The 18,400-nt window shown below is 43.0% G+C and carries 19 protein-coding genes; 4 read left to right on the top strand and 15 right to left on the bottom strand.

Going from position 1 to position 18,400, the window contains the following annotated elements; all coding sequences use genetic code 11:
* Positions 1-18 precede the first annotated feature (18 nt).
* From pstB to N5C46_RS22680, 9 genes are all read right to left on the bottom strand, one after another.
* Positions 19-834: a phosphate ABC transporter ATP-binding protein PstB gene (gene pstB, locus N5C46_RS22720; RefSeq protein ID WP_261750338.1), complete on the bottom strand. Its 816-nt coding sequence runs from the start codon at positions 832-834 to the stop codon at positions 19-21.
* 18 nt (positions 835-852) lie between these two features.
* The gene (pstA, locus tag N5C46_RS22715; RefSeq protein WP_261750337.1) at positions 853-1,740 is read right to left on the bottom strand and encodes a phosphate ABC transporter permease PstA; all 888 of its coding nucleotides are present in this window, start codon (positions 1,738-1,740) and stop codon (positions 853-855) included.
* Complete coding sequence (gene pstC / locus N5C46_RS22710) at positions 1,740-2,657, bottom strand: phosphate ABC transporter permease subunit PstC (protein WP_261750336.1); 918 nt, start codon at positions 2,655-2,657, stop codon at positions 1,740-1,742. Before pstC ends, pstA begins: the two co-directional genes overlap by 1 nt.
* Before the next feature lie 84 nt (positions 2,658-2,741).
* Complete coding sequence (locus tag N5C46_RS22705; protein ID WP_261750335.1) at positions 2,742-3,653, bottom strand: phosphate ABC transporter substrate-binding protein; 912 nt, start codon at positions 3,651-3,653, stop codon at positions 2,742-2,744.
* Positions 3,654-3,941: 288 nt separating this feature from the next.
* Entirely contained in the window at positions 3,942-6,134 is a 2,193-nt protein-coding gene (locus N5C46_RS22700; protein ID WP_406688121.1) for a peptidoglycan D,D-transpeptidase FtsI family protein, read from the bottom strand.
* A gap of 163 nt (positions 6,135-6,297) precedes the next feature.
* Complete coding sequence (locus tag N5C46_RS22695) at positions 6,298-7,512, bottom strand: MFS transporter (protein ID WP_034757583.1); 1,215 nt, start codon at positions 7,510-7,512, stop codon at positions 6,298-6,300.
* 106 nt (positions 7,513-7,618) lie between these two features.
* Positions 7,619-8,227 (bottom strand): superoxide dismutase, encoded by a 609-nt coding sequence (locus N5C46_RS22690; protein WP_034757581.1) that lies wholly within the window; start codon positions 8,225-8,227, stop codon positions 7,619-7,621.
* Positions 8,228-8,422: 195 nt separating this feature from the next.
* Positions 8,423-8,902, bottom strand: a complete 480-nt coding sequence (locus N5C46_RS22685) for a DUF456 domain-containing protein (protein WP_261750334.1) — start codon at positions 8,900-8,902, stop codon at positions 8,423-8,425.
* 73 nt (positions 8,903-8,975) lie between these two features.
* Positions 8,976-10,604: a Na/Pi cotransporter family protein gene (locus tag N5C46_RS22680; protein ID WP_261750333.1), complete on the bottom strand. Its 1,629-nt coding sequence runs from the start codon at positions 10,602-10,604 to the stop codon at positions 8,976-8,978.
* A gap of 245 nt (positions 10,605-10,849) precedes the next feature.
* Between N5C46_RS22680 and N5C46_RS22675 the strand changes: the two genes are divergently transcribed.
* The gene (locus tag N5C46_RS22675; protein ID WP_261750332.1) at positions 10,850-11,623 is read left to right on the top strand and encodes a DUF1189 domain-containing protein; all 774 of its coding nucleotides are present in this window, start codon (positions 10,850-10,852) and stop codon (positions 11,621-11,623) included.
* A 47-nt stretch (positions 11,624-11,670) separates the two neighbouring features.
* Here N5C46_RS22675 and N5C46_RS22670 read toward each other — a convergent pair whose 3' ends face one another.
* A complete protein-coding gene (locus N5C46_RS22670) occupies positions 11,671-12,846 on the bottom strand; it encodes an MFS transporter (protein WP_261750331.1) in 1,176 nt (391 codons plus the stop codon).
* A gap of 58 nt (positions 12,847-12,904) precedes the next feature.
* Here N5C46_RS22670 and N5C46_RS22665 point away from each other — a divergent pair, with 58 nt between their 5' ends.
* Positions 12,905-13,273, top strand: coding sequence for a hypothetical protein (locus tag N5C46_RS22665; RefSeq protein WP_261750330.1), 369 nt, complete (start codon positions 12,905-12,907; stop codon positions 13,271-13,273).
* A gap of 123 nt (positions 13,274-13,396) precedes the next feature.
* Positions 13,397-14,503: a flavodoxin-dependent (E)-4-hydroxy-3-methylbut-2-enyl-diphosphate synthase gene (gene ispG / locus N5C46_RS22660; protein ID WP_156030040.1), complete on the top strand. Its 1,107-nt coding sequence runs from the start codon at positions 13,397-13,399 to the stop codon at positions 14,501-14,503.
* Between the two features lie 88 nt (positions 14,504-14,591).
* On the opposite strand, the gene N5C46_RS22655 is transcribed toward ispG, so the two are convergent.
* Complete coding sequence (locus tag N5C46_RS22655) at positions 14,592-14,975, bottom strand: DUF4190 domain-containing protein (RefSeq protein ID WP_261750329.1); 384 nt, start codon at positions 14,973-14,975, stop codon at positions 14,592-14,594.
* Positions 14,976-15,178: 203 nt separating this feature from the next.
* Here N5C46_RS22655 and N5C46_RS22650 point away from each other — a divergent pair, with 203 nt between their 5' ends.
* Complete coding sequence (locus N5C46_RS22650) at positions 15,179-15,748, top strand: hypothetical protein (RefSeq protein ID WP_261750328.1); 570 nt, start codon at positions 15,179-15,181, stop codon at positions 15,746-15,748.
* A gap of 33 nt (positions 15,749-15,781) precedes the next feature.
* On the opposite strand, the gene N5C46_RS22645 is transcribed toward N5C46_RS22650, so the two are convergent.
* The 4 genes from N5C46_RS22645 to N5C46_RS22630 form a co-directional block, all read right to left on the bottom strand.
* Positions 15,782-16,144 carry a DUF1499 domain-containing protein gene (locus N5C46_RS22645; protein WP_261750327.1) on the bottom strand — a complete coding sequence of 121 codons (363 nt, stop codon included), beginning with the start codon at positions 16,142-16,144 and terminating at the stop codon, positions 15,782-15,784.
* A 106-nt stretch (positions 16,145-16,250) separates the two neighbouring features.
* Positions 16,251-16,667 carry a Fur family transcriptional regulator gene (locus N5C46_RS22640; RefSeq protein ID WP_261750326.1) on the bottom strand — a complete coding sequence of 139 codons (417 nt, stop codon included), beginning with the start codon at positions 16,665-16,667 and terminating at the stop codon, positions 16,251-16,253.
* A gap of 3 nt (positions 16,668-16,670) precedes the next feature.
* The gene (locus N5C46_RS22635; RefSeq protein ID WP_261750325.1) at positions 16,671-17,528 is read right to left on the bottom strand and encodes a metal ABC transporter permease; all 858 of its coding nucleotides are present in this window, start codon (positions 17,526-17,528) and stop codon (positions 16,671-16,673) included.
* An 18-nt stretch (positions 17,529-17,546) separates the two neighbouring features.
* The gene (locus tag N5C46_RS22630) at positions 17,547-18,323 is read right to left on the bottom strand and encodes a metal ABC transporter ATP-binding protein (protein ID WP_261750324.1); all 777 of its coding nucleotides are present in this window, start codon (positions 18,321-18,323) and stop codon (positions 17,547-17,549) included.
* Positions 18,324-18,400 lie beyond the last annotated feature (77 nt).

Here is an 18,400-nt window from a genome sequence, read left to right as displayed (position 1 = left end):
ACCCCTCCAACTAATTGATCAACTGAAACGTCCTGAAATATAATCTTCCGTTCTTTTTTCTGATGGATTGGTGAAGATCTTTTCGGTTTGGTCGAATTCCACTAAATCCCCATTATAGAAAAATGCCGTTTTATCAGATACACGGGAAGCCTGCCCCATGTTGTGAGTGACAATGATGATCGTATATTCTTTCTTTAAATCGGTGATCAATTCTTCAATCTTTGCATTTGAAATAGGATCCAGTGCCGAGCACGGTTCATCCAATAACATGACAGTCGGTTTCATAGCGATCGTCCTTGCAATGCAGAGGCGCTGCTGCTGTCCACCTGAAAGTGACAATGCCGATGTATGCAGGCGGTCTTTTACTTCATCCCAAAGTGCTGCTTTCGTCAGACTTTCTTCTACCAGGTCATTCAAGACACTTTTCTTTTTGATTCCTGAGAATTTCAGGGCATGGACAATGTTCTCGTAAATGGACTTGCTGAATGGATTTGGCTTCTGGAATACCATCCCGATTTCTTTCCGAAGGGCTACGACGTCAATGTCCTTACCAAGGAGATTGACATCTTCATACATGATCTTTCCTTCTGCACGGGCAATCGGAACTAAATCATTCATGCGGTTAACCGTTCTAAGGAAAGTTGATTTCCCGCACCCTGAAGGGCCGATCAAAGCTGTCACAGCATTTTTTTCGATTTCCATGTTGATGTTTTTAACGGCGTGATTATCACCGTAATAGAAGTTTAAGTTCTGAACATCGATGATGGTTTCTTTTTTGATTCTATCCGACACTCTTGTAGAGCGTTCCTGTTTCGTTTCCAATTGAATCGACATGTACTATCACACCTTCTATTATTTTGTTGCTGTCATTTTATTATGAATGTAGCTACCGATGAATCGTGCACCAAGGTTAAAGATCAAGACAGAGAGAATCAGTACTGCTGATGCTCCGGCTGCTTTTTCATCCACATCGGGGATCAATCCTTGAGTATTCACTGACCAAATGTGAACAGCCAGTGTTTCAGCCGGTCTGAACAGATTGAGCGGTGATGTAGGTGAGAATGGATTCCAATCCATATAGTTCAATCTTGGTGTCGATAAACCTGCTGTAAATAATAACGCGGCTGCTTCACCAAATACACGTCCCGATGCAAGGATCGCCCCTGTCAAAATGGATGGGAATGCGCCTGGAATAAGGACTGTCTTCACTGTATGCCAATTGGTGATTCCAAGGGCAAGACTTGCTTCCTTCAATTCGCGGGGCACGCCTCTGATCGCATCTTCACTGACACGCACCAATACTGGGAGGTTAAATACCGTAAGTGCCAATGCACCACCTATAATCGTATATCCCCAACCTGTTGTATTAACAAACACCAATAACCCGAACATTCCAATGACAATAGATGGTAATGAGGCCAAAACTTCAATACATGAACGAATGGTATTCGTGATTTTACCCGGTTTTGCATATTCAGCCATGTAGATTCCCCCGCCAACGCCAAGCGGAACCGTGATGATCATAGTGATGACAAGGATATAAAATGAATTGAATAACTGATCACGGATCCCACCACCGGCACGTACAGCACTGGATGGGGTTGTCAGGAAGTCCCATGTTACATATGGTAGACCTTTGACTAATATATAAGAAAATAAAGCCACTAACAGCGCAATAATGATCGTTGCGATTCCGACGAAAAATCCAGTGGCGATTTTATCTGCTCTCTTACTATTCATTAGACTTTCCTCCTAGATGATAAGTAGCGGATTAATAAAATGAATACGAATGACATGATCAACAAAATGAGGCCCATTGACCACAGCGTGTTGTTCTCAACACTTCCGTACGTCGTGTGTCCCATATTAAGCGTGATGATCGTTGTCAAAGTTGCCGACGCATCCACGATGCTTTGTGGAAGATCTCTCGTATTTCCGATTACCATCTGTACCGCTAATGCTTCACCAAAGGCTCTCGCCATACCCAATACCACAGCCGTCAACAAAGTTGGCAATGCTGCAGGGATTAATACTTTTCTAATCGTTTGCCATCTTGTTGCCCCTAATGCATATGACCCATCACGAAGGCTCTTCGGCAAAGAGCTCATGGCATCGGTGGCAATCGTCGTGATGGTAGGCAAAATCATCACGGATAATACAATCATTCCTGCAAGAAGTGAAAATCCTATACCAGATGTATGATTGCGTATAAAAGGAACCAATACTGTAAGCCCTATAAATCCATAAACAACGGATGGAATCCCTACAAGGAGTTCAACAATCGGCTGCATGATTTTCCTACCCCATGAAGGAGCGATGTCCGTCATAAAGATCGCCGCTCCGATACCAAGCGGTGCTGCAATTAAAGCAGAAAGAATCGTGACAGCAAATGATCCAAAGATGAACGGCAAAGCACCGTACATCGGGTTCTCCCCTGTAGGACTCCAATCAGGACTGGTTAAGAACTCAATTGGACTTACACCATTTTTAATAAATGATTGCAACCCCTTTGAAGTTAAGAAAATGGTAATGGATATGGTAGCGACAATCATGATGACTGCGCTCAATGTCACCAGGAATTTTCCCTTAAATTCACCGTTCATCCAAGATTTATTGCTTTTGATCAGCCTCTTTGAGGCAGGTAGCTTGTTTTCCATAACCGTAAACACCCCTAAATACGAGATAATAGGGTAAATGCCCTCAAGCATCTACCCTATCAATTTATTTAATTACATCTTCATTTACTTCTTTGTTTGTTTCCCTTCAGCGTCACGTTCAACTTCCATCTTAGTAGAAGCGATGTAACCTTGATCTTTCAGTAAACCAGTTTGTACATCTTCACTCATCATGTAGTCAAGGAACGTTTTAGCTAAACCTTCTGCTTCACCTTTAGTGTAAGAGTGTTGATATGCCCAAATTGGGAATTCACCTTTTTGTACATTTTCATCTGTTGCTTTAACGCCATCAACTGCAAGTGGAGTCACGCTGTCATCCGTGAAGTATGAGAAAGCAAGGTAACCGATTGCTCCTTCAGTTTCACTGATGATTTTCTTTACAGTGTTTGAAGAATCTTCCGTGATTCCTTCAGCAGGAGTTTCTCCATCAAGACCGAACTTTACGAATGTTGCACGAGTACCAGAAGAGTCAGGACGGTTTACAAGAGTGATCTTTTGATCTTTACCACCAAGCTCTTTCCAGTTCTTAATTTCACCTGTGAATACTTTTTTAAGATCTTCTTTAGAAATGTCTTTGATACCAACATTAGGATTAACTGCAGCTGTCATACCTACAACCGCTACTTTATGGTCAACTAACTCGTCCGCTGGGATTCCTTCTTTTTCTTCAGCGAAAACGTCCGAGTTACCGATTTGAACTGATCCTTCAGAAACTTGTGATAATCCAGTACCAGATCCACCAGCGTTAACTTGGATGTCTGCATCCGGATTTTCTGCCATGAATTCTTCAGCTGCCGCTGCAACAAGTGGTTGCATTGCAGAAGAACCTGAAACTACGATTGAACCTGAAGCTGTTTCTTTACCTTCTTTGTCATCTCCAGCATTTTCATCTGTGCTGCTTCCGTTTCCACATGCAGCAGCAAATGCTACTAGCGTTGCGATGATTAAAAGCAGACCGTATTTCTTGAAGTTCTTCATTCTTTAATTCCCCCTAAGATATTGGTTGTTTTGTCCTACGAGTACTAGATTAATAGATGAGTGTTAATTGTGTTTTAATCGATTGTAAAGGTTTTGTAAATTCGACATTTTTTTTATGATTCCGCGGTTCATAAATGCTTTAAACCCTTATTAATACTAGTATTGAGCAATGTTTGATAAATTATGTACGTTCTTAAAAAAATGCTTTTTTTTCATGGATTGATGTTATGATTCACAATGAAAAAAGCTGATTCATGGCACCATTTTCCCATGAATCAGCTTGTTACATCAGTTATTCTGTTCTCTTTCCTTCTGCATCTGCTCTTCTGCCTCTTCCGCATTCTCGACTTTCTTGTTTACGGAAGTAGGATCCTTCTCTTCTTCGGCACGCTTCTTCTTTAATTCAAAGTACTTATCCATCACCCGTCTTGAGATGTACTTATTCACATATGGATCGGCCACGCCGCTTGCCTGGATATGAGAGGCGGGCACCACAGTCGCATACGCCACCTCAGGATTATTATAAGGCGCATATCCGATCAATGTGGTGTTATAACTCAGTTCCCCGTCAATATATGTCTCGGCTGTACCGGATTTACCTGCTGCATTATACGGTGCGTCGTGAAATAAGTAACCCGTTCCTTCAGGGTTATGATAAACACGGTAGAAACCTTTTTGTACATGTTCAATCTGTTCCTGCGTCGCATCGATTCGATTCAGTACATTCGTCTCTTTCTCGAACAAGATGGGACCGAGGCTTTCCTTTTCATTGGTCGGTTCTCTTATTTCCTTCATAATATGTGGCTGTACTCGGTAACCATCGTTCGCGATGGTAGAAACATATTGTGCCAGCTGCATGGTGGTGTACGTATCAAACTGTCCGATCGCGAGGTCAAGTAAGAAACCGGGATCTGTCTTGGTTCCTGTAAGACCGGCCGATTCACCAGGCAGGTCGATGCCTGTCGGGACACCTAAACCAAATTGAGCGTAGTGATTCCTGAACACATCGAACGCTGCCGGGTTGTTCACAATCGGCTCATTCGGTACATATCGGCCCCCGGCAATTTTCAAGGCAACCTTCCACATGTAAGCGTTGGAGGACTTCTCCAGTGCATATAAATCGGTCATCGGGATTTGCTGGTATTTATTGAACCAGGATGTTTTTGGATTAGTCCCTTTGATTCTCAATGGTTCATCAATCAAAACCTCCCCCGGAGTCAATTTACCGGTCATATATCCTGTTAATACCGTAGCGCCCTTCACAACGGAACCTACTTCATAGGAAGATGTAAAGGTCCCTAGTGCAGCATCCCGCATTTCGTACTTGCCCGTTTCAGGATTCTTGACATATTGTTTACCTGCCATGGCCAGGATCTCCCCGGTATTCGGGTCAATCATGACGACATATGCCCGGTCGAGATCTGGAGATGCGTCCCGGTGGACAATCTGTTTGCTTAATTCTTCTTCGATTATTTTTTCGACTTCCCGCTGAAGTTCCATATCGATGGTAAGGACGATATCCTTACCTCTCTGTCCTTGTTGAACAAGGACGGACTCGAGCACACTTCCGCCTTTGGTTACGTTCTTGATCTGTTCCTTTTGTCCTTGGAGAACATCTTCATATTCAAGTTCTACATAGCTCTTACCTACGCGATCATTCCGGTTATAATCCTGAGCTAAATAGGAATCCACCAAGTTCTTTGGCAGTCCTTCCCTTGATGAGGACACGTTCCCCAAAATCGTCCGTAACGTATCATCAAATACGTAGGAACGCTTCCAATCTGTCGTCGTGTTGACACCTGGAAGTTCACTCAGATGCTCACTGACCGTTGCGAATTCCTCCGGAGTGACTCCTTCATTCTTCACAATCTGCGGATTCAGCGCATAGCCACTGGAGAACTCACGATAAATGGCGATGATTTCAAGGTCATTTTCAGTGAGGGAATTCAGTTCTTTCTCGGTAATCCGGTCGAGTCTCATTTGATACACTTTTTTATTTACGTCATCTTCAGACAGTTCTTCATTGCTTTGGAGCTTTTTGATTTCCCCGTCCGAAACTTTTGCATCGGCTGCTTCAGGATGCTTGATGATCCAATAATCCTTTTTGTCCCGCTCTGTCACGTCCCCTGTATCTTTTTCGATGAACCGGGATAGCCTGGACGCGACTTCGATCATTTCATCGATCTTTGTATTATTGGCCCGTGTATACGTAATGGCATTCAGCGGAATATTATCGACGATCACATTCCCATAACGGTCATACATTTTCCCGCGTGGCACACCAGTATTGACCACGACGTCTTCGGTTCTTTCCACTTCTTTTTTATAGCTTTCCCCATTCACGATCTGAACAAGTCCAAGTCTAAGTACAAGAAGGGAAAATAATAAGAACACAGCAAAAAACAGCAGATTCATCCTGACGGGAACATGCGTCTTTCTTTTTCTCTTATTTTTTTTCAAGTCTTCCAGCCCTTCCTTTATGTAAAAATCTCTCTCTGCCCTTGTTTCGTCCCTGGTTGATTGGATATCAAACAAGGAGGGAACAGAATCATCTTTACCCTCCCCTTATTTTATAGAAAATTGCAGGGATAATCTAGCCATAAGTAAAGAGAGGAAATCTTTCCCTCTCTTTGTAGTAAGTCCCTTATAAAGGCAGCACGACTTTCCGTACAAATAAGTAAATCAGGGTATGTCCTGCCCCAAGTATCAATAGAAGTATCGGGATGCTCTCTTCCTGATTAAAGAAAGTCACGGCCACAATGAAAGCAAGGACTGAGACGATCCTTCCCAGGTTCAAGAAGATTTCCCTTACGACTATATACTCGATTCTCATTTCAGCTGCGTTCCATCCCGTACCGATCACATCGTATGTCATAGAGATATAGGGGACCAACAAGATGGGATAGGCAATGGCAATGACACCTGCATAAAGCAATAATTTCGTATACGTGACATCAAATACGATCAGGAATATGGCCAGATAAAGAAGGATACCACCTAGTAGGATGGCGCGTTTCCTCAATTGTTTCTTTATGACCCTGGAAGCGACATAATAGCCCACAAAGGCAATGCCTGAGTTGATCAAACCAAAGGTACCGATGGCAAATTCACTTCCCGTACTGATGAATACAAACACCGATATGATAAAGATGAAGGTTCCTTCCCTCAGTCCCTGGAAAAAGTGGGCATTGGTGATGGAGCGCCAATTGTGGTTGTGCTTTCTTTCCTCGAGGATCCTAAGGAAAAGGTAGCGCCCGGATGCCGGCCTCCTCTTAAGGAAGAAGCTCATAATAACCGCGAGGAAAAAAAGGAACAGAGAGATTCCGAATACAATGGTATACCCCTTGAAGGAAGCAAACCTTGAAATGATGAAACCGGCGAGGATCGGTCCGATCATCCCCCCGGCGGACGTCAGAGTGCCGAGGAAGCCATTGAAGAAATCCCTCGTTTCTGGTTCTGTGATTTCGAAGGTCAACACATTGAAGGCTAACCAGTAGAATCCATAGCCGATTCCAAGTAACGCTCCCAACACGACAAGATAATCTTCTGCCGATTCTCCGAATGCCAAAACGGATATGTAAAAGAGAGCCAAAAAAATAACACCGAAGCGTAATACAATCACCCGGTCCACTTTCTTTGCCAACCTTCCAGCTAAAATAAATGTCAGGGGCTGAAAGATGACAACGGTTAAATTATAGACACCCAAATCAATGAATTCACCTGACTGTTTCCATAAGTATATGTTCACAAAAGTGTTCGAGAGGGCGATACTCAAGGAGTACAATCCCCCAATCAACAGGAGCAAAGTCAGATCTTTCGTTAAATCAATGTCACCTAATATTCTTTTAAAGCTGCTCATGTGTAAAACTCCCCTTTAACGTACCCCTATCTTGTGAAAAAGGGAAGGAACTTATACAAAAAAAAGAGAGGTTCCTGAAAGAACCTCTCTTACCTTATTGATAAAATTACTTAGCAGCTGAATAACGCTTCGCTACTTCATCCCAGTTTACAACGTTCCAGAATGAACTGATGTAATCAGGACGACGGTTTTGATAGTTCAGGTAGTAAGCATGCTCCCAAACATCTAGACCTAAAACAGGCGTTTTCCCTTCCATTAAAGGACTGTCCTGGTTTGGTGTGCTTGTTACTTCCAATTCACCGTTATTCACTACAAGCCAAGCCCAGCCTGAGCCGAAGCGTGTTGCAGCAGCATTAGCGAATTCTTCTTTGAATGAATCGAAGCTTCCGAATTTGGAAGAGATGGCATCTGCTAACTCTCCAGATGGAGCGCCTCCACCATTCGGAGATAATACCGTCCAGAATAGAGAGTGGTTAGCGTGGCCGCCACCATTATTGCGAACTGCCGTACGAGCACCTTCAGGAACAGCGTCTAAGTTAGAAACAAGATCTTCAATGGATTTGCTTAATAAATCGTCGTGTCCTTGAAGTGCATCATTTACTTTCGTCACATATGCGTTATGGTGTTTAGTGTGGTGGATGTTCATTGTTTCCTTGTCGATATGAGGTTCTAATGCATCATATGCGTAAGGTAATTGCGGTAATTCGTAAGCCATTATAAATTCCTCCCTATGTATAGTTTCCTGAATAGCTATATTCAGGCCGTTTCAGTATAAGATTACCAAAACTACTATATCTGTTCAAATATTTTGCCTTCAATCTCTCACTTTTTTCTTACAAGGATAAAATGCCCAATAAACATTAAATATATTTCATGTAATGTAGACTGTCTCAAATAGTGGTGAGTCCCTTCACACGACCATAAAGAAATAAACGGTCATGACGATTTGAATGAACCCTTTTGTGAATACGCTTGAGATGAAGCCTATGACGGATCCTATTCCCACTTTAACTGCTGTTTTCAGATTGGATCGATGAACGATCCATTCTCCTATGACGGCTCCGAGGAAAGGTCCGATGAGTATTCCTATGACAGGGATGACGAATGGACCGATGAGCAGTCCGATCGTGCTTCCCCATATTCCTGCTTTCGAGCCTCCGAACTTTTTGACACCGATCAGGTTCGCCATATAATCGGCACCGAATAAGAGGGCGACAAACAGAATCTGTATCGTCCAGAACAACCAGCTGAATGGTTCAAAGCTGAAAAACACCCCATACAAAAGAAAGCTGCCCATTAAGAAAACGACACTCGGCAAAATCGGATACACAAGCCCGACAAAGGATAAAATCATGAGTATGATAATGATACTCCAGTAAACGATGTCCACGTTTCAACACCCCCTTTTGAGTATAAAAAAAACTGACCTCTTTGACAAATTTCAAAGAGGTCAGGAAAGAAACTTATTCTACTCCCAATACTGCTTCAGCAATATTGACGGCATGATCTCCAATACGTTCCAGGTTACTGATGATATCTACGTATACGATACCAGCTTGACCCGAACATTTCCCTTCGTTCAGACGCAGGATATGCTGTTTGCGGAGCTTACGTTCCATTTTATCGATCTGGTCTTCCTTCTCCGCCACTTCTCTCGCAATTTCAGTGTCGTTCAAATCCAGAGACTTGATCGCTTTTTCAACTGTTTCAATCGTCAAATTGAACATGACTTCAAGATCGGACATGGCATCATCGGTGATTTTCACTTTGTTGGCTTGCTGGTATTCAACTAACTCAACAATGTTTTCAAAATGATCTCCAACGCGTTCAATATCCCGAACCGTATCCATCAGGATCGAATGACGCTCGGATTCAGATTCCGAGAGGGAAGCAGATGATAGATCAACAAGATAGTTCGTGATTTTCTTATCAAGATTATTGATGGCACCTTCTATTTGATAAGCTGCTTCTGAATTTTTCGAGCTCTTTGTCTTTAAGAACTCATTTGTTTCCTGTAATCCTTTAACGGCAAATGTTCCCATGCGGAGAACTTCTTCTTTTGCCTGACCCAACGCGATGGATGGAGATTGTTCGATGAATACAGGATCCAGGTGTTTAGAATTATAATCCACGATAGAGTCCTGACCTGGGATCAACTTCGTTACGATCAGTGCCAATACGGCGATGAACGGAAATTGAATGATGGTATTCGTTATATTGAAAGTACCATGAGCAAATGCAATGGTCATTGGCTCATTCAGGTTGAATGTAGTTTGTAGAAAAATAACAAACTTTGAGAATAACGGCAATATGATCAAGAATATGGTTGTTCCGATTAAGTTAAAGAGTACATGTACCGCCGCAGCTCGCCTGGCAGCGACTGACGCACCCAGTGCAGCCAATACCGCTGTGATGGTTGTCCCGATGTTATCCCCGAATAAGATAGGCAGACCTGCCTGTAAGTCAACCAGGTTTGAGCTGTACAGCTCCTGAAGGATACCGATCGTGGCAGATGAACTTTGCACAATCACGGTGAACAATGTACCGACTACCACTCCAAGAATCGGATTATCACTCATGCTGACGGTCAAATCATGGAATGCTTCCAATGAGCGTAAAGGTTTCATTCCTCCACCCATTAATTCGAGCCCATAGAATAAGGCACCGAAGCCAAAGATCATTTGTCCAACGTTGTGGACTTTTTTATTCTTGAAGAAGAATAACAAGATGGTACCTACGGCAATGATCGGAAGGGCATACTCCCCAATGTCCACACCAATGATGAAGGCTGTCACCGTCGTACCGATATTGGCACCCATGATGACACCGATTGCTTGTCTCAAGGTCATGAAACCGGCGCTTACCAGCCCGACAACGATAACCGTCGTACCACTACTCGACTGGATCAGGACGGTAACAAAAACCCCTGCCAGCACTCCCATGAACGGATTGGTCGTGAACTTATCAAGTATTTCCTTGAGGCGTTCACCGGCTGACTTCTGAAGACCGTCCCCCATATACTTTATCCCAAAGAGGAAAATACCTAATCCTCCAAAGAACTGAAACAACATTTCCTGCCAATTTAATTCCATTTTTTCAACCCCTACATATATTTTCGACATTAAACAACAAAAACCCCATATCATTTTTAATATATAACGGGGCTTACGTAAATACTTTTTACCCCAAATTTACAATAGGTTAATAAAACTCGACTTTTATTACATTTATATTACAAATGATACTCATTATAAATGCTTCTGAAGTAGTTACTTGATGAAAGTATGAAGACAAGCTTAAAATAGATAGGGTATGCACGAAAGGAGAAAAAAACGAAATGAATGTATTTCAGCAATTGTATAAAAGTATCTATTCCCCAAAAGATATTGCAAAATTCCGTTTCCAGGGAATTGGCAAGACGATCCGTTTCATTTTTTTACTTGCTCTTATATCCATCATTCCTGTGGCCGTACAATTTGTATCGTTCGCAACCAATGCCCTTGATACATTAAAGGATTCTCTCGATAATGAATTGCCATCATTTTCGATCGAGGATGGCACCTTGACTTCTGAGAATTCCGGGCCTGTGACCCTCGAAAAAGAAGGCATGACCATCATCTTGGATGATACCGGTCAAATGAATGAAGGAAACCTTGACAGGAATGAAAACACGGTCGCTTTCCTTAAGAATGACTTTGTGGTCATCAGCCAGGGACATGTCCAATCCTCATCTTATACGTTGTTTGGTGATAGCACTGTCACAGAGGATGGGTTACTCGACATCCTGAATTCCCTCAAGGATCTGAAATGGATATTGATTCCTGTGGCATTAAGCATTCTTTACGTGTTCACCTCCGGAATGACATTCTTGAAAATAACCATTTTCGCCATCATCGGTGTTACCTTTGCTAATGTACTGAAACGAAATGTACCATACCGCCAAAGCTTTCGCATCACCGCCTATTCTTCTACGGTTTCTACCGTATTTTTTACCCTAATTGAATTATTACAAACCAGGATTCCCGCTGCTCCTATATTGGACTGGTTTGTCATCACCGTCATCCTGTATTTAGTAGTAAAAGAAATCCCTCAAAGGAAAATACGTCAATAAACAAAGTCCCCGTTTTCCACTTAACGGGGACTTTTTCAAAAGGTCTGTTAGATTTCAATACGTGCCTCCCCTTTTCTCCGCACAGACAAAAGGGCAAATAGGAGGATATTCATCAATGTGAATCCAAATGTGATGATATACATTTGTGCTGGATCCTGCCTCCACACCCCAAAGGCGACAGGGCCCAAAGCCACCCCACCGAAACGTACAGCACCATAAAGGCTGACAACCATTCCCCTTTCTTGTTCAGATACGCTTCCCGTTATGAAGGTATTGATGACTGGAAGCGTCAATCCCAATCCCCCAAAGCTTATGGTGAGAAAAAACATCAGTGATCCCAATGAAGAAAAAAAGATCAATAATCCTAATGGGAGGCTCATGGTGATTAACCCGCATTTCAAATAGGTCCAACCCAATTCCTCATCAGTTTTCAGTCTTTTTCCGCACCAATACGAACAGATCGTCATCGCCCCAAGGGGAAAAATGAACGAGAATCCTTTAAAAAAACCATCAATATGAAAAGTATTTTCAATATGGTAGGAAAGATAGAAGAGAATGCCGAATAATAAAAATAAGCCGGTTCCCCCGATGACATAGAGAGGGATCAGCAGCCTGCCCTTCGATCTAAAAACGGCAGAGAATGCTTTCACATCCAGTTTCCGAAAACCTTTAGTTGATTCGACTGTTTGTCGCAGGCCGACTAAGATCACGAAAGAAATCACGGGGAACACCCAAAAAGACTGATCCCAAAGAACGAGTTGGGCGAGGGTGGCACCAATAAGTGGAGCTGCCACTTTGCCAATACCATTGAATACCTCCAATGAACCAAGCATCCTTGAGCGCTCCTCGCCTTGATAAAGATCACCGATCAATGCCATTGCGAGAGGCATCGTCCCTGCTGCACCGACACCTTGCAGTCCTCTTCCAAGCATAAAGAGGCTAATGAGCCCTCCGTTGAAGATACACAAAATACTCCCGAGAATCATGATCCATAGCGAAATGCCGATCAACCGTTTACGTCCATAGCGATCAGACAATATCCCTGTAAAGGGTATGACCAAAGCTGCAGGGATTGTAAAAGAACTTAAAATGAATCCTGACCATCTGCTCCCTAAATGCAAGTCTTCTTCAATATCAGGAAGAATGGGAATCAGCATGGAATTCCCCAGTACCATCAATATGGGCAGTAAACCGATCACAAACGGGAGAAGCTTCTCTCTCATATCATACAACTCCTTCATTGGTCCATTCAGACATCACACTAATCGGGAGGAAATTCAGATGAAAAGAATGGCAATTTTCTTTGGTATTATCATTCTTCTATACAGTGTTTATTATGATTTAAATAAAGGGACGTTACGTCTGCTGTATAAAGAAGCGACCGTCGCCTCCTCCGAGCCCCTGGTGAATGGAAATCAAGGGGAACTGCCACAGGAACCTGTTCAAAGGGGTGAAGCTCCCTCCTCCCTTCCATATGTGGAAATGGAAGTGAAGCCGGGCGATACCGTATTGAGCCTTGTGGAAGATCTTCTTGATGGATCCATTCCCGTTTCCATCGACCGGGTGATCACCGACTTTGAAGAATTGAATGATGTCCCACCTGATAAGATTCAAATAGGGAAAACATATAAAATACCCAATTATCAATGACGTGGCCATGTCACAAACACCTATTTCTTGTCATTTTACACAAAACACTGTTACAATAGCTTCGTATTACTTATAATGAAACTTTGAGAACCTTTCTAAAGGAGCGAATTACACTTGAGTGAAATTATACATCGTACAAAAACACGTCCTGTCAAAGTAGGTAATTTAACGATTGGCGGTAATAACGAAGTGGTCATCCAAAGTATGACCACGACCAAAACCCATGATGTTGAAGCAACGGTTAAAGAAATTCACCGTCTGGAAGAAGCAGGATGCCAGGTCGTACGGGTCGCTTGCCCGGATGAACGTGCAGCCGACGCCATTGCTGATATTAAGAAGCAAATCAATATCCCACTTGTTGTCGATATACATTTTGACTATAAATTAGCCCTGAAAGCCATCGAAGGCGGAGCAGATAAAATCCGGATCAATCCTGGGAATATCGGCCGCCGCGAAAAAGTGGAGGCTGTAGTCAAGGCAGCAAAAGAAAAAGGCATCCCGATTCGAATCGGAGTGAACGCAGGGAGCCTGGAAAGAAAAATCCTTGAGAAATACGGATACCCGACAGCTGATGGAATGGTGGAAAGTGCCCTTCACCATATTAAAATCCTTGAAGACCTCGATTTCCATGACATCATCGTATCCATGAAGGCTTCTGATGTGAACTTAGCCATCGAGGCTTACACGAAAGCTGCAAAAGCCTTCGACTACCCGCTTCACCTTGGGATTACAGAATCAGGCACTCTGTTTGCAGGTACCGTAAAAAGTGCCGCCGGCCTTGGAGCCATCCTAAGTCTTGGGATCGGTAACACAGTCCGGATTTCCTTGAGTGCGGATCCCGTCGAAGAAGTGAAAGTGGCAAGGGAATTATTGAAATCATTTGGACTCTCAGCAAATGCAGCTACATTGATTTCGTGTCCGACTTGCGGTCGTATTGAAATTGACTTGATTTCAATCGCCAATGAGGTGGAAGAATACATTTCCACGATTAAAGCACCGATCAAGGTCGCTGTACTGGGATGTGCAGTGAATGGACCTGGTGAAGCCAGAGAGGCTGATATCGGGATTGCCGGTGCCCGAGGGGAAGGACTCCTTTTCCGTAAGGGAAAAACGGTCCGTAAAGTACCTGAAGAGACCATGGTGGAAGAATTAAAGAAAGAAATTGACAAGATTGCTGAAGAATACTTCGCAAAGCAGGAAGCTGAAAAGAAAGAGCAGGAGCAAGTCTGACCCTGTGCATGAAAGAGGGCTGATCCATGATCAGCCCTCTTTTTTTGGTTTCCTGAAACGCTCCCAATTTCAAGAAAAACGATTTAGTTTAAAAGAACGGCAGTACAAATAATCCTACGATTATTGATACGGCCCCAATTCCGATTGCCCAGGCACCGAGCATCTCTGCCCCCCTGCGCCTTGCCACAAACCCAAGGACAATCCCCGCTGCCCCCATGATGACCGGGAGAATAAATAAGGATAGAATGGATAGAGCAAGTGCAGAGTATCCTAACACACGACCTGATGTTGTCACATCTTCTGCGGCATCATCTTCAAAGTCGCGGCTCACATTCATTGGAGCAGCAATTTCTGCTGCTGTTTCTTCACGGTAATCATCTCTACTCACATCTGTTTCCGGATTGTCGTAATACACGTCGATATCTTGAAGATTTCGATCAACGCTGTTTAATTCGCGTCGTTCATCACTCATACAGCAATCCCTCACTTTCTGTGTTTGGGAGCCTTCTTATTGTGTGTCAGTTCAGCCATTTTACTATGCTAATCTTTGTCATTTTTGTTATCTGTGCAATCGCGCTTAGGCCGTTCACATGAATAATTGTTTTTCGAGGTTATTTCAATACGGGGAATGTGATAAACTTGAAGGAGTTTTTATAAAGGGGAGTATGATAAAGAATGAAACGTTTTGGAATCGATATTGATGGGACAGTTACGTCACCTGAATCTTTACTGCCTCACATAAATGATCACTTTCAATTGAATTTAACCTTACAGGACATCACCCAATACGAACTGACAAAGGTTTTGGACATATCACCTCAAACCTTTGGAAAGTGGTTTAAAGAAGCAGAACCGCTTATCTACAAAGAATCTCCCCTTGCTCCCGGCGCAAAAACGATCCTGGATCAATGGAAAGAGAAGCACGAACTTTATTTTATCAGTGCAAGAAGAACCGACCTCCTCGATATTACGAAGAAATGGTTCGATGCACAGGACCTTATGTATCATCATATTGAATTAATCGGATCCCACGATAAAATATCCACTGCTAAAAAACATGCAGTCGACATTTTCTTCGAGGATAAACACGATAATGCAGTGGCCATATCCGAAGAATTATCCATCCCGGTTTTGTTATTCAACACGCCTTATAATCAAAAACCGATACCTGATGGGGTCATTCGCGTGAATGACTGGAATGAAGCGGATTCCTGGGTACAGAGCTGGCTGCAGCAACAACGTTGATCACAGAAAAAGCCTCAATTCAGAGGCTTTTTTTTATCCGTTATTAAACAAGGATTTAAATCGTTCCACGCGCTTCCGATTCACTTTGAAATCATAATACCCAAGGCGTGACCCCGACTTAAAATGTAAAAGATGGGTGCTTTCATCAATATAAAGCTCCAGGTCATCCTTGAATTTCATCCACTTGGATGTGAAGACGGCATGCACATAATGCGTCCCTTCTTCCTTGATTTCTACATGATCAAATTGCTTCAACGTCTGGTGTATCCTGGCTTTTGCATCTGCCACTTCCCCGCTTACGGGAAGAGGTTCAATCCTGTGGTAAGACGTAAGGTCAATCGTACTCACGCAGTTCTTTTTATTGGTGGGACAGTGTGTGAAAGGGACCGATTCCATGGCTACATCTCCTCTATATTCTATCTTTATACCTATTTTTCCCCTCCTTTATGAAAGGTTAAACACGTTAAGATGTTCGAAAAAAAAAAGAGACCCCGAAGGATCCCTATTGACATTGTGGACATTTTCCGTAGATTTCAAATTTATGTCCTGATATATCATAGCCGGTTTCAGCTAAATTTTCTTTCAACGCTTCCATGGGACAGGTGTGGATTTCTTTCGTTTTCCCACAATCCATACAAATGAAGTGATGATGGTGATGATGACTTTCACACGTAATCCGGAAATGCCTTTCACTGGATAACTCCGTTTCTTCCAGTATGCCCAGTTCTACGAAAAGGCTTAAATTACGATAAATGGTATCGAAGCTCAGACCTGGATAATCGGTTTTCATATACTCCAGCACGTCCCTGGCCGTTAAATATTTATTCGAGCTTGAAAACAGTTCAAGTAATTGCTGCCGTTTCCCCGTATGCTTATATCCTTTTGCTTTTAATAATTCCATCGCTTCCGTTACATTCATTTTCTACACCTCACCTTTAGAAGAATGACTCGACGACCTCAATTTCTTGATGAGGATCGTCAAGAGGAGAATCAAGATGGCCGTCATGACGATCGTTCCACCGGGAGCAAGATTCAAATAGAAGGCGCTCACTAATCCGACGATGACGGAAATCTCACCGAATAAAAGGGAATATCCGATCGTCTGTTTAAATCCGTTCGCGATCCTGATACTTGCGGCAACCGGCAGTGTCATGAGAGATGATACCAGAAGAATTCCCACAATGCGCATGGAGGCGGCAATCACAAGGGCGACCATGATCATAAAGATAAAGTGGATAGCCTTCGCAGGGATCCCTGATGCCTTTGCATGATCCTCATCAAAAGATAAAAGGAACAACTCTTTATATAATAAGAAAATCACTCCGATGACAAGGACACTGATCCCGCCTATCAGATACAGGTCCCCCCTGCTGACTGCGCTGACACTGCCAAATAAGTAACTGAATAGATCCGTATTGAAGCCGTCTGCGAGTGAAATGAATATGACCCCTATCCCGATTCCGCCGGACAGGATGATCGGGATCGCAAGCTCCTGGTAATGCTTATATACCATTCTTAATCGTTCTATGAATAAGGAACCCATCACAGAGAACGCCATTCCAAAGTAAAGGGGATTCAACCCTGAAAACCCAGGAACTGTTTTGCTTAAGTACAGACTTGCCGCAATGCCTGAGAGCGTCACGTGGCTCAAGGCGTCGGCAATCAGGGATAATCTCCTTACCACAATGAATGCCCCCAGTAACGGAGCGATGATCCCGATAAGGATTCCTGTCAGAAATGCATTTTGTAAAAATTCATATTGAAAAATAGCTTGAAGCATGTTCTTCCCTCCGATCAATCATGAATGATGATGTTCATGCTCATGATTTAAAAAATGTACATCATGACCATAAAAAGAGGAAAGCTGATTTTCTTTGAGCTTTTCAAACTCTTCTGTTTTGCCATGGAAATGTAAATGTTTATTTAAACAGGCAACATGTGTCACCTTATTTGAGATCGAGCCGATGTCATGGGTGACCAGTACAAGTGTGATACCTAGATCCTTGTTCAACCTTTCTAACATATCGTAGAAGTTTTGGACGTTACGGCTGTCAACACCCACTGTCGGTTCATCGAGGATCAATACATCAGGCTGACTCACGAGGGCCCTTGCGATGAAGACCCTCTGCTGCTGACCTCCTGATAATTCCCCGATATTCCGTTTGGCGAACTCACCCATGCCGACTGATTCGATCGCTTGAATCACATCTTTCTTATATGCTGCTGAAACCCGCTTGAACAATCCTGCCTTTTTCGCCAGTCCACTGGCCACCACTTCATAAACGGTAGCAGGAAATCCTGTGTTGAAGCTGTTTGCCTTCTGGGAAACAAAGCCGATGCGGTCCCATTGCTTAAATTTATGCTGCGGGATCCCGAACAGCTCAATATTCCCCTGTTTCACCCGAAGCAGGCCAAGGACAAGCTTAAGTAATGTGGATTTCCCCGACCCGTTCGGCCCGACGATTCCGAGAAAAGCACCTCTTGGTATGCTCAGATTAATATCTTCGAGCACTTTTTCACGCTCATAGCGGAAATTCACATCTTCTATTTTTATCACTGGATTTGTCATATCCATATTTATCATCTCTCTTTATAAGAATCATTCCGATTTAAAAGTACATAGGGTAGTATACAGGATGCATCATCAATTGT

The sequence above is a fragment of the Rossellomorea vietnamensis genome, from assembly GCF_025398035.1.
Classification (GTDB): domain Bacteria; phylum Bacillota; class Bacilli; order Bacillales; family Bacillaceae_B; genus Rossellomorea; species Rossellomorea vietnamensis_B.
This window is presented reverse-complemented; position numbering and strand designations above follow the sequence as displayed.